The organism is Winogradskyella sp., from assembly GCF_003712105.1.
Taxonomy (GTDB): Bacteria; Bacteroidota; Bacteroidia; order Flavobacteriales; family Flavobacteriaceae; genus Winogradskyella.
In genome coordinates, this window is sequence record NZ_RHLG01000005.1 from 253,539 (window position 1) to 266,676 (window position 13,138).

Here is a 13,138-nt window from a genome sequence, read left to right on the forward strand (position 1 = left end):
AATAGTTTAATTTGATTTTATTCAATCTTTACGTATCAACTTTGAGGTATTGATAATTTGATTGATTGATTTTTGCCGTATTGGTAAATTTAGAATAAAGTATTGCGAATTTGTCAAGATTATACCTCAATAAAAAACATACACTTTATTTTAATGTTTCAATTTATTTAAATTTCATTAAACAATAATTATAAACATCTGTTAAACAAACATTTACATATGTTAAAAAAAATAAAAAATTCCACATTTTTACCTTTTGTATAGGTAAAGTTGTGGAATTTTTGCAAAATGTTGTTGTTTTAGATTTCTAAAATATAATTTGTTAAGCTTGCTTCATGAGGTAATTCTATCTTTTTTCTCAATCGATATCGTTTAACTTCAACACTTCTATGTGAGATATTTAATAGTGGTGCAATTTCTTTAGAAGATAAATTTAATCTTAGATACGCACACAATTTTAAATCATTAGGGGTTAGCGTAGGATGCAGCTTTTTAATCTTCTTAAGGAAGTCTTTATCAGCATTATTAAATGCTTCTTCAAAAAATTTCCAATCTTCAGTATTATTTATGTTTTTATCAATAATTCTGATAATCTTATTTAGTTCTTTTCCGCCATTAAGACCATTTAATTCTTTCTTTAAGCCATTTAAAAATTCATTTTTACGAATCAAATTCATCGTAGATAAGCCAAGCTCTCTATTTTTGCTTTCAATATCCTGCCTTAGAGACTCATTCTTAAATTTCATTATTTGTCTTTCATTCTCCAATTCTCTTATCTCGAACTCTTTTTCTTTTGCTATTAATAATTTTTGCTTTTGCTTTTTGTAATAGATTCTATTAAGGTATTGAATTACTGCAGCTATAAGAATAAAAAACACAATGTATCCTATAATTGCTAAAGGTTTTAAGTGCCAAGGTTTTTCAATCTCGAACGGATAGGAGGCTGTGTTAGAGGACAAATTATCTCCTACTTTAGCATGAACTAAGAAGTTATAGTTACCATATGGCAAATTTTCGAACAGTGTATTAGATTTAGCACTCCAATCGCTCCAGTTATCATAAATACCTTCTAATTTGTATCGATATAGTGTAGGTGAAAATTTATTAAAGTTTGAAACACTATAGTCAAAGAACACATTATTCTGATTATTAAGTAAAACCGGTGAATCCTTTAATTGCAATGGCTTACTATCCTGATGCAATGTAGAATATTCCACACTGTTTAGAGAAATAGTGTGGTTTTTTTGTTCAAAATTATCTATATCTACCACAAAATATCCAAATGTGGTACCCAGTAAATAATTATTATCACCAATATGAAGTATGTTTTCAAACCCAAGTTTATTACTACGAAGATTACTTGGAAGATTTATCGTATTAACAATTGGGTTATCGGTTAACTTACCTGGTTCAATATATATTAATTGATTTCTAATAAAGCTCCATAACCTATTATTATCTTCATCATAAACAAATTTCCCTGAGACATAGTTCTCAGACTTAAATAAATCATTCAATAAATTGCTAACCTCAAATTCCATTTTTTCGGAATCATACTGGAATAATCCACCAACAAAACCGTAAAAAATCGTGTTATTAAATTTAATTAGACTTGAACCAATACCTTTTTCTACATTAAGCTTTTTATACTGTTTTATACTTAACAGGTCTTGTTCAAGATTTAGTTTATAGACACCCTTATATTCATGACTTACTAGCAGCTCATTATCACTGTTAAACTCGAAGTATCTTGAAGAGATGTCAAATCCATTGATTCTTTGTTTAAACTTCCAGGCATTGTTACTCGCTTTTTCTAATAGGCTTAAACCATTATAATTACCTTGAATGATTATATCATTCCTGCCAGGAATTGGTTTAATATTCCAAGTCCCTTTTTCAAAAGATATCTGTTTGGATGTATCATTATCAATTACAAAAGTTCCTTTATCATGACCACAAAACAACTGCCCTTGTAAGCGTTTTAAAAACCAAACTTGCCCCTTTGTTCCCTCTACTAATTTAAAATCGCCATTGCCATTTAAGGGTTTGTAAAACAGACCCTGATTTGTACCTATGTATAAATTATCTTCTGTTTTTTCTGCAGCATAAATAGTTCCTAGTTTTCCTTGACCATCTGTATAAACTCTGTAAGGTGAATTTAAGTTCAAAACATTAATACCATTATCTAGAGCTAACCATATATTACCAGAAATATCTTGATAAGTTGAGAGCACAGTATTATTTGATAAGCCATTATTTTTATTTATTTGAAATAATAAATCCCCGTTTGAACTTAATTTGATAACACCATTAGAAATTGTACCAAGTATAAAGTTACCATTGCGTAATCTTATACTATTATATACACTTACCTCTGAAAGCAAATCATTTGCAGAAATTTCCCATTTTTCTATTTCACCATCACTGTAGATATAGAATCCGCTTTCCTTAGTTTGAAATAAGTAGTTATTATCCTTTGTAAATATGTTTACAATTTCATTATTTGTGATTGAAGGCGCATCAGTGAATAGTTCGGCTTTGCCATTTTCGATTTTAAAAACCCCTTTATTCGCCTTCTGAAAATATATGGTAGATAGAACTTTAAATGCCTTAGTTATTCTGGTCTCAGATTCTATAACACTAAACGCATTATTAATCTTATTATATATGTAAATTCTATCTAATGATTGAAAAACAACAAACTCACTTAATGGTATAATATTCCAAAACTCTTCATCTTCTTTTAGCTTATTGTCAAATTTCTTTACTAAAGATGTATATCCAAGTTTTCCGAATTTGTCCTTTTCCCAATATCCAAAATCCATGTAGGAACCTGTATAAACTCTATTATCAATAACAGCAACTGACCTAATAATTGTATTGTTAGGTGATGCGTAAAGATTCCATTTCGCTCCATTATACTCAAGAAGTCCTTTATTATTAGCGATGTAAATACTCTCATCTTCTCCTTGACTAATGGACCAGTTTTGATCATCAGCCAAATACTGTTGAGGAGAAAATCTTTGAATTGGAGGGAGCTCTTGAGAATAAGTCGTCAAGAAAGAACAAAGAAAAATGAGAAGATATATGTATCTATTCATAACACCTTTTTAAATCTAAATAATTTTTGTTAAGGTAGTGAAAATTTGAAAACCCTTTATTAAATAATGCTTCAGAGAAAAGAAATAACGTTTTGTATAGTTATAGAAAAGTACATCAATTACCTATACAGTTTACAGGAGTTGTTAAAAACAAAAAAGCCGAAAACAAATGTTTTCGGCTTTTTGTACTGAAGGCGGGACTTGAACCCGCACGGCCATAATGGCCATTGGATTTTAAGTCCAACGTGTCTACCAATTCCACCACTTCAGCATTTTTGTTGCGGACAGCAACTTTAATTGGTATATATTTTAAAGAATAGAGCGAAAGACGGGATTTGAACCCGCGACCCTCACCTTGGCAAGGTGATGCTCTACCCCTGAGCTACTTTCGCAGTTTTTAAAGAACTATTCGCTATAAAAGCGGATGCAAATTTAAACTATTTCTTATAAATGCAAAGATTTTTTTAAAATAAATTAAACTTACTTAAGCTTGTTTTTTCTTTACTAACATGCGCTTAATTTCATTAAGCTTCATTAAGGCTTCTACTGGTGTGAGTGTATCTATATCCGTGTGAAGTATTTCTTCTTTTATTTCTTCGAGTAAAGGATCATCTAAATTAAAGAAACTCAATTGCATATCATCTTTAAGCGATTTAACTTTATCGGTAAGCTCTTCGCTAGAATGTGATTTTTCCAATTTAGACAAAATTTTATTGGCGCGTCTAATAACCTGCTGTGGCATGCCAGCCATCTTTGCAACATGAATACCAAAACTATGTTCGCTTCCACCTTCAACTAACTTGCGTACAAAAAGAACATTATCTTTTAATTCTTTAACTGCCACATTAAAATTCTTTATTCTATCAAAAGTATCGGTCATTTCATTCAACTCATGATAATGTGTAGCAAATAATGTTTTAGGCTTTGCAGGATGCTCATGCAAATATTCGCTAATTGCCCAAGCTATAGAAATGCCATCATAAGTACTTGTACCACGCCCAATCTCATCTAAAAGTACTAAACTTCGATCTGAAATATTATTCAAAATAGAGGCTGTTTCATTCATCTCTACCATAAAAGTAGATTCGCCCATTGAGATATTATCACTAGCTCCAACACGTGTAAATATTTTATCCACTAGTCCTATTCTAGCCTCTTTTGCTGGCACAAAACTTCCTATCTGAGCAAGAAGAACAATTAATGCCGTTTGTCTTAATATAGCTGATTTACCTGACATGTTTGGCCCAGTGATCATAATGATCTGCTGGGATTCTCTATCGAGATAAACGTCATTGGCTATGTACGATTCCCCTAATGGTAATTGCTTTTCTATTACAGGGTGACGCCCATCTTTAATTTCTAAATCAAAGCTATCATCAATCTGTGGATAATTATACTTATTTACTTTAGCAAGACTTGAAAACCCACACAAACAATCCAGCTGACCTATGAGTTGAGCATTCTGCTGAACTTGAACTATAAATTGGTGCATCCAAACAATTAATTCTGAAAATAGTTGTTGTTCGATAGCCAAAATACGTTCTTCAGCGCCTAAAATTTTTGCTTCGTATTCTTTTAATTCTTCGGTAATGTATCGTTCAGCATTTACTAAAGTTTGTTTGCGTATCCATTCTTCAGGTACTTTGTCTTTATGCGTATTACGGACTTCGATATAGTAGCCAAATACATTATTTGAAGCAATCTTTAAAGACGGAATACCTGTGCGTTCACTTTCACGTTCAAGCATGCTGTCTAAATAGTCTTTCCCAGATTTTGACAAACCTCTTAGTTCATCCAGTTCATGCGAAAAACCTTCGGCAATAGTTTTACCCTTCAATATATTTACTGGCGCTTCTTCATTAAGTGTTTGCTTAATTTTTTCGCGAAGCAAATCACAGTTGTTTAAATTATCACCTAAAACTTTCAAAGATTCGTTATCACAAGTTTCGGCCATAGATTTAATAGGCACAATAGCTTCTAAAGAATTTTTAAGCTGTATTACTTCTCTTGGGCTTACTTTGGTTGTTGCAATCTTTGATATTAAACGTTCTATATCACCAATATGCTTTATTTGCCCTTGAATCTTTTGAAGAATAGCCTCATTATCCAGTAAAAATTTAACGACTTCATGACGCTGCTTTATCTTGTCTGCATGCTTTAGAGGTAAGGCTAGCCATCGTTTTAAAGTACGACCACCCATGGCAGAAATGGTCTTATCAATAACATTTATTAAGGTTACTGCATTGGCGTTAGTAGAATGGTAAAGCTCAAGGTTACGAATAGTAAACTTGTCCATCCAAACGTATTCATCTGTTGCAATTCTTGATATTGAAGCAATATGCTCTAGTTTATTATGACGTGTTTCACTTAAATAATGTAATACTACACCAGAGGCAATAATGCCTTCATATAAATCTTCAATACCAAAACCTTTTAGGGTTTTTGTATTAAAATGTTTGGTTAAGGTTTCGTTTGCATAATCTGCCTGAAACACCCAATCTTCCAAATAAAACGTATGGAAATCTTCACCAAAAACCTCAGTAAACTCCTTTCTACATTTTTTTGAGATTAATACTTCACTTGGCCTAAAATTTTGAAGTAGCTTATCTACATATTCAGCATTGCCTTGTGAGGTTAAAAACTCACCTGTAGAAATATCTAAAAATGAAACACCAATATATTTTTTATCGAAATGTACCGCAGCTAAAAAGTTATTTGACTTTGAATGTAAAATGTCATCATTTAATGCTACACCAGGTGTTACTAATTCTGTAACACCGCGTTTCACAATCTTTTTAGTTTGTTTTGGATCTTCGAGCTGGTCACAAATAGCAACTCGCTCTCCTGCTCTTACCAACTTTGGCAAATAGGTGTTTAAAGAGTGATGCGGAAAACCTGCCAATTCAGTTTCGCTCTCACTTCCTGCACCACGTTTGGTAAGAATAATATCCAAAATCTTAGACGCCTTAACAGCATCACTCCCAAAAGTTTCATAGAAATCGCCAACTCTAAACAATAACAGAGCATCAGGATACTTTGCTTTAATGGCATTGTACTGCTTCATTAATGGTGTTTCTTTTTTTACTTTTTTTGCCAAGAGTTTTGTTTATTTTTGCCTCAACAGTTATGAGGAATGTAAGATTGCTAATGTAGCCAAATACCCTTGTTTTATAAAGCGAAAAAGACATAAGTTATCTACAAAATAGGTAAGATTTCAACATGAGAAAATTAAAAAATAGCGAATTAGACCGGTTGGATGTTTCTGCTTTTAAAAAAGCTAAGAAATCACCTATTATTATTGTACTCGATAATATAAGAAGTCTTAACAATATTGGTTCGGTATTTCGAACTAGTGATGCTTTTTTAATTGAAAAAATATATCTCTGTGGTATTACTGCTGCACCACCACATAACGATATACGAAAAACAGCTTTAGGCAGCACTGAAACTGTAGATTGGGAATACGCTGAATATACAATTGAGGTTATAGAACAACTAAAATCTAACGGTGTCAAAATTTGCGCTATTGAACAAGCAGAAAATGCCACAATGCTTAACGATTTTACTCCTGAATCAAATACTAAATATGCTTTTGTTTTTGGTAATGAAGTTAAAGGTGTACGGCAAGACGTTGTTAGTGCGAGTGATTATGTTATTGAAATACCACAATTTGGCACCAAACACTCTTTAAATATTTCCGTAAGCGTTGGTGTTGTGTTATGGGACGTGTTTTCGAAAATAAAAAATCTAAAATCTTTAATATGACTCACAAAAAATTATTCGCCATTTCATTGGGTATACTTGGTGTAGTAGTTATTCTGTTTTCAACTGGTTCTTCCGTATTAACCTATAACCTATTTGGAATTCCAGCAGGCAATCTCATCATTTGGATTGGTTTTATAGCCATTCAACTTGCAGTATTCAGTTTTCACAAAGGTTTTAAAGCTAGCAATTCTGTTGTGGGTAAATTAATTCGGAATTTGATGCGCATTTTAATCGGAATTTCGATCTTATGGTTTGGCATTGCATATATACTCTCTGGTAATATAGGATTTAATTTTAGTTGGGAAGCCTCGGGTTATCTTGGCAGCCCTAAAGCTTCAATACTATATTGGAAAATCATATACGTGTTAGTTGTAGCACCTGTAGTTCTCATGATCTCGTACTCTTTATTGCTATACTTTGAACGTCTTAAAGACACTAAATAATGTCTTCTGATAAACAGCCTTGGCCAACAAATGATGTCATGCAACAAATTTACGAGCAACATCTTTGGGGCGGCAATGATTTTGATTTTTATTCTGGTGAAGGTTCACATAATTTGGCTATTGTAAAGCCGTATATTGATTCAGTTATTACATTTCTTAAAAGTCATAATCAAGACCTAGCTATTTGTGATTTAGGTTGCGGTGATTTTAATATAGGTAAACAGCTTGTAGACTACTCTAAAAAGTACATAGCTATTGATATCGTCAAACCTCTTATTGAGAGAAATAGGTCATTATTTGAAGCTGATAATCTAGAATTTTTATGTTTAAATATTGCTAAAGATCAACTTCCAAAAGCAGATTGTGTGATTTTAAGACAAGTGCTTCAACATTTGTCAAATGCTGAAATTAAGGCTATTGTCGATAAGCTTTATAATTATAAATACATCATCTTAACGGAGCATATACCAAACGGTAATTTTATACCAAACAAAGATAAAATAGCATCTCAAGGTATTCGCTTAAAACAAAATAGTGGTGTGGACCTTTTGGTTGAACCTTTTAATTTGAAAATTGCAGACAAACACATATTAAATGAAGTTAAACTCGAAAATAATAAAGGTCGAATATTGACAACTCTTTTCTTTAGCAATTAGGTTTCGACTGCACTTCGACAGGCTCAGTGACCACGCTCAACCTAACTCAAAGATTTAATCACTTTATAGGAATCCAAATTTCCTCGTCGTTGTCTTGATTAGCGGGATTGTAACTCGGTGGTAAACGTTCAAAATGTGGTCTATGATCTAACTCAAATTCAGATTTCGGCAGCCAAGTAGAATGTATATACTGCCATTGCTTTATGAACTCCGGGATTGAGCCTTTAAAATCTATAACTAAATAATTCCCCGACGGTATTGTTAGAGTTTCTAAATCTTCTGGAATCGCATCAAAAGTATCTACCTCAACACCAATCCATTTTTCAAAAGACGTGCTGGGGTTGAAGTTCTTAAAATTAAAATCTTCATATTTTTGTAATGACAATGTATAAGGATCTTTTAGGGACTTTATGTCTTTTAGTCTTGGCATAAATCCCCGAGCTAATTGCGATGTCACTTGACCATTAGTTACAAAATTCGCATCAGCCTTTAATCCAACAATATTAAATGCTCTAGCTTCAACAATTTTATACTTCATCATTAATCTCATTTAGTATCCACAGATAATCTCCTCTATTTTTCACAAAATCTTTATCAGAAATATCAATAATTTTCACATTTAAATCGGTCTGAGATTTAAGGAACTCTAAATAACCCGAATTTATTTTTTCCAAATATTCGTTTTCAATATCCTTTTCGTATTTACGACCACGTTTTTTGATGTTTTCCTGAAGTCGTTTTGTGTTTTGGTAGAGATAAACGTATAAATCTGGTTTGGCAATATCCTTATATACTTGGTAAAACAGCTTTCTGTATAACAAAAATTCGTCCTCTGGCAAGGTTACTTTTGAGAATATCAGTGACTTATGTACATCATAATCGCTAACTATGAAATCTTTAAACAAATCCAGTTGAGATAAATCGTCGCTTATTTGCTGATAACGGTCAGCTAAAAACGACATTTCTAAAGTAAATGCATAACGCTCAGGTTCTTTGTAAAATTTTGGCAAAAACGGATTGTCAGCAAAGCGTTCTAATATGAGTTTTGCATTAAAATCTTGGGCGATTTTGCCAGCCAAACTCGTTTTTCCTGCCCCTATATTTCCTTCTATTGCTATGAAATTAAATTTGCTAAAGCTATACTCTTTCTTAGGGTTTTTCAACCAAATATTAATGGGTTCAATCTGAGAATCATCTTCGCATTCATCAAGTAAATCTCCAATCGATTTATTTAATGTAGGATGCTCAAAATCTTTAATGATATCATGTAATGGTTGTAAAACAAATTTGCGATTTTGCAATTCAGGATGCGGAATTGTTACTTGTTTTTCCTCTACTATTTCAGCATCATAAAACAAAATATCTAAATCAATTTCACGAGACTCGTAAGTAGTCTTCGTTCTTTTTAAACGTCCTAAATCGGACTCAATATTTTGTAATACTTTGAGTAACTTTTTGGGTTTTAAAGTGGTACTTACCTTAATACATGCGTTGTAGAAATCGTCACCTTCAAACCCTAAAGCAGGTGTATTGTACACCTTAGATATCTTCTGAATAATACCAACTTTTTCAAATATTGCGTTCAGAGCAGATTGCAAATACTGCAATTTGTTTCCTTTATTGCTGCCTAATGCGATATAAACTGTTTTGGTTGGTGTCATTAAAAACAAAATAACTAAAAGAAATATTATTAGTTTATCTTTACTTAAACTATTTATTAACCATTTTCAATGCCTCTTAAAGACAAGCTATTAGCACAGCGTATTTATTTATTACTTGGCGCGTTATTTATTACATCATTAGTTGTCTCTAATCTTATCTTTCAGAAGTTTTTTTACTGGTATCCTGTAGATATAGAAATCTTTGGGAGCAAACTTTTTGAAATATCTGTTGGTATTTTACCGTATCCTATTACATTTTTAATTACAGATTTAATAAGTGAAATCTATGGTAAAAAGCGTGCTAATGATGTTGTAATTGTTGGTATTTTCGCCTCTATATTTTCCCTACTCATTATATATGTGGGTAATATTGTGCCAGCTACTTCATGGTCTTATGTAGATGATGAGATGTATAAAACTGTTTTTGGCAACTCCGTCATAGCAGTATTTGCAAGTATGCTTACGTATTTGTTTGCTCAATTTGTAGATATTCAGATTTATCACTTTTGGAAGCGGTTAACAAAAGGTAAACACTTATGGCTGAGGAATAATTTTTCGACCTGGTTTTCACAATTTGTAGATACATTCACTATTGTATTTTTGCTTTGCTCATTCGAAATCATAGATTGGGCAAATTTTAAAGGACTATTGATAAGTGGGTTCCTTTTTAAAGTTCTTGTGGCTTTATTTGACACACCGTTTCTTTACCTTGGTGTGTATGTCTTTAGAAGGCGATTTAAGCTTGAAATAAACGAAGAGATAGAACTTCTTTAGTTTTACAAAAACCTCAAAATCTTTACAAACAATACTATTAAGACAACTATTCTTAACAACTGTGCGTAGATATTACTAAAGCTATAACTAATATCCTATGAAGAAAGTTCTCAAAATCGTTGTAATATCATTACTCATTTTTATCACAATTCTTATTGCAATTCCATTTTTCTTAGAATCTAAAATAGAAACTATTGTCAAGAATTATGCAGATAAAAATCTCAATGCTGATTTAAGTTTTGACACTATTAGTTTAAGCCTAATCAGTAGTTTTCCTAAGGCCGAAGTTAACATTGACAATCTCATAATAAATACTTACAGTCCATTTGAAGAGGAAACCCTAGCGACTGCAAAATCATTGTCTTTAGATATGGCAATAAAAGAACTATTTAAAGGTTCTGATGAGGCTTTAGTGGTTAATGAAATTATAGCCGATGAATTATTACTTTCCTTAAAAACAAATGAAAAAGGCTCAACAAATTATGATATTTTAAAAACTGATGAAAATGAAGTTTCTAAATCAGAATCTTCATCAGCTTTTAGTTTTGACATCAAAAACTACAAGATTAACAATAGCGCATTTACGTATATAGATGAAGGTGCTAATACCAATATTCATCTTACCGAAATAAATCATTATGGAAAAGGAATTTTCTCAGCAGAGCAATCTGAATTAGACACTAACACCGAAGCCAGAATTAGCATTTCTATTGACAGCACAGAATATTTAAGTAATAACACCTTAAAACTTGCTGCTTTAATCGGTTTGGATTTAGAAGAAGAAACATATTCCTTTAAAGAAAATGAAGGCTTCATTAATGCACTGCCATTAGAATTTCAGGGTTTTGTACAAATAGTTGAGAATGGACAACAAGTAGATATTAGCTTTAAAAACCCTGAATCGTCTTTTAAAGACTTTCTTGCAGTTATCCCTAAAGAATATGCTAAGAATATTGAAAATGTAAGCACCACCGGAAACTTTAAAGTAAATGGCACAATTAAAGGTTTAATTTCTGAAGAAACCATTCCAACTTTAGACATAAATATGCAATCTCAGGATGCATCATTTAAATATCCCGATTTACCAAAACGCGTGACCAATATTAATATTGATGCCTCAATTAAAAATAAAACTGGCAAAACCGAAGACACTTACATAGATGTAAATAAACTTAATTTTAGAATAGATGAAGATGTCTTTAAGTCTGAAGCTCATATTAGAGATTTAACAGGCAGCGTATTGGTCAATGCTAATTTAGATGGTGTATTAAACTTAGCAAATATTACAAAAGCGTATCCTATAGAGTTAGATAATCAGCTCAGCGGAATTTTAAAAGGGAAATTGAATACCGCTTTTGATATGGATGCTATAGAAACTAGTGCATACCAACGTATTAAAAACAACGGAAGTGTCTCTGTTAGCAATTTTATTTTTTCCTCTGAAGATATTGTAAACCCCATCCAGATTAACAAAGCTGATTTAACCTTTAATCCTAAAACCGTAAGTTTAAACAATTTTGATGCCTTGACGGGTAAAAGTGATTTTTCAGCTACAGGAACAATTACTAATCTATTAGGGTTTTTGTTGAGTGATAAAAAGCTGCAAGGAAATTTTAAAGTCAACTCTAATGTATTTGCTATTTCAGATTTTATGGTCGAAGATACCGCTGCGACAGAAACTTCGAATAAAACATCATCTGATGATGAATCATTAAAGATTCCTGATTTTTTAGATTGCACGATAACTGCTGATGCTAAGACAGTAATCTATGATAATTTGAACCTTAAAAACGTTAAGGGTCAATTATTAATTAAAGACCAAAATGCCACACTAAAAAATATGACTACAGACTTGTTTAAGGGTCAGTTTGGTATTTCGGGCAATGTATCTACAAAAGAGACTAAGCCTAAATTTAATATGCAGTTAGGGATGCAAGAGTTTGATATTTCTCAATCTTTCAAAGATTTAGAACTGTTAGAAACTTTAGCCCCAATTGCTAAAGTCTTACAAGGAAAATTAAATTCCACCATCAATATAAGTGGTTTATTGGATCAAGAGTTTAGACCAGATTTAACTACTATATCAGGTGATGCTTTAGCAGAAATCTTAACAACAAAAATCACCGCTACACAAAGTAAGATATTGTCTGCTTTAGGTAAAGAGTTAGGTTTTATTGACCTTGATAAGATTGATTTAAAAGACTTAAAAACCAAACTAAGTTTTGATAATGGTCAAGTGTCTGTAAAACCATTCACTATCAATTATGAAGATATTCCTATTACGGTATCTGGAACTCATAGTTTCACAAACAACATTAATTATAAAGCCGAGTTGCAAGTACCTGCTAAGTATTTGGGCTCTGAGGTTAATAGATTAATTGGTAAAATAAATGATTCGGAAGTCGATAAAATTTCAATACCTGTTATTGCTGATATTAGTGGAACTTTTAAAAGTCCTAAAGTAAATACAGATTTAAGTAGTGGCATCACGAATCTCACTAAGCAACTTATCGAAATTCAGAAAGACAAACTAATTGGTAAAGGCAAGGACAAAATTAATGACTTGTTAGGTGGTCTTCTAGGCGACAAAAAACCTGATGATTCTGAAGCCGTAGATTCAACAAGCCTTAATAAAATTGACACCACCAAAACCTCTGTAAAAGACCCAATAAAAAATGTTCTTGGTAATATTCTAAAAGGTAAAAAGAAAGGAAAAGATTCAACTGAGAATTAATTCG

At 31.9% G+C, this 13,138-nt stretch carries 9 protein-coding genes and 2 tRNA genes; 5 read left to right on the forward strand and 6 right to left on the reverse strand.

All coding sequences use genetic code 11. The features are described 5' to 3' along the window. Positions 1–299: 299 nt before the first annotated feature. From ED556_RS12525 to mutS, 4 genes are all read right to left on the reverse strand, one after another. A complete protein-coding gene (locus ED556_RS12525; protein WP_296324377.1) occupies positions 300–3,101 on the reverse strand; it encodes a triple tyrosine motif-containing protein in 2,802 nt (933 codons plus the stop codon). 186 nt (positions 3,102–3,287) lie between these two features. Continuing rightward, positions 3,288–3,372 (reverse strand) — tRNA-Leu (locus ED556_RS12530). A 49-nt stretch (positions 3,373–3,421) separates the two neighbouring features. Further along, positions 3,422–3,493 (reverse strand) — tRNA-Gly (locus ED556_RS12535). 92 nt (positions 3,494–3,585) lie between these two features. After that, positions 3,586–6,198 (reverse strand): DNA mismatch repair protein MutS, encoded by a 2,613-nt coding sequence (gene mutS, locus ED556_RS12540; protein ID WP_296324379.1) that lies wholly within the window; start codon positions 6,196–6,198, stop codon positions 3,586–3,588. A 122-nt stretch (positions 6,199–6,320) separates the two neighbouring features. Here mutS and ED556_RS12545 point away from each other — a divergent pair, with 122 nt between their 5' ends. From ED556_RS12545 to ED556_RS12555, 3 genes are read left to right on the forward strand one after another with little or no spacing between them, the layout of a single operon-like run. Continuing rightward, the gene (locus ED556_RS12545) at positions 6,321–6,866 is read left to right on the forward strand and encodes an RNA methyltransferase (RefSeq protein WP_296324382.1); all 546 of its coding nucleotides are present in this window, start codon (positions 6,321–6,323) and stop codon (positions 6,864–6,866) included. Continuing rightward, on the forward strand, positions 6,863–7,309 hold the full coding sequence (locus tag ED556_RS12550) for a hypothetical protein (RefSeq protein ID WP_296324385.1): 447 nt from the start codon (positions 6,863–6,865) through the stop codon (positions 7,307–7,309). Before ED556_RS12545 ends, ED556_RS12550 begins: the two co-directional genes overlap by 4 nt. After that, positions 7,309–7,965, forward strand: a complete 657-nt coding sequence (locus tag ED556_RS12555) for a class I SAM-dependent methyltransferase (RefSeq protein WP_296324387.1) — start codon at positions 7,309–7,311, stop codon at positions 7,963–7,965. Before ED556_RS12550 ends, ED556_RS12555 begins: the two co-directional genes overlap by 1 nt. 58 nt (positions 7,966–8,023) lie before the next feature. Here ED556_RS12555 and ED556_RS12560 read toward each other — a convergent pair whose 3' ends face one another. After that, a complete protein-coding gene (locus tag ED556_RS12560; protein WP_296324390.1) occupies positions 8,024–8,506 on the reverse strand; it encodes a GyrI-like domain-containing protein in 483 nt (160 codons plus the stop codon). Next, entirely contained in the window at positions 8,493–9,626 is a 1,134-nt protein-coding gene (gene folK / locus ED556_RS12565; protein WP_296324391.1) for a 2-amino-4-hydroxy-6-hydroxymethyldihydropteridine diphosphokinase, read from the reverse strand. The genes ED556_RS12560 and folK overlap by 14 nt, the downstream gene beginning before the upstream one ends. 69 nt (positions 9,627–9,695) lie before the next feature. Here folK and ED556_RS12570 point away from each other — a divergent pair, with 69 nt between their 5' ends. Together ED556_RS12570 and ED556_RS12575 are read left to right on the forward strand one after the other, a co-directional pair. Continuing rightward, positions 9,696–10,400, forward strand: coding sequence for a queuosine precursor transporter (locus tag ED556_RS12570; RefSeq protein ID WP_296324394.1), 705 nt, complete (start codon positions 9,696–9,698; stop codon positions 10,398–10,400). A gap of 97 nt (positions 10,401–10,497) precedes the next feature. Then, positions 10,498–13,134 (forward strand): AsmA family protein, encoded by a 2,637-nt coding sequence (locus ED556_RS12575; RefSeq protein ID WP_296324396.1) that lies wholly within the window; start codon positions 10,498–10,500, stop codon positions 13,132–13,134. Positions 13,135–13,138 lie beyond the last annotated feature (4 nt).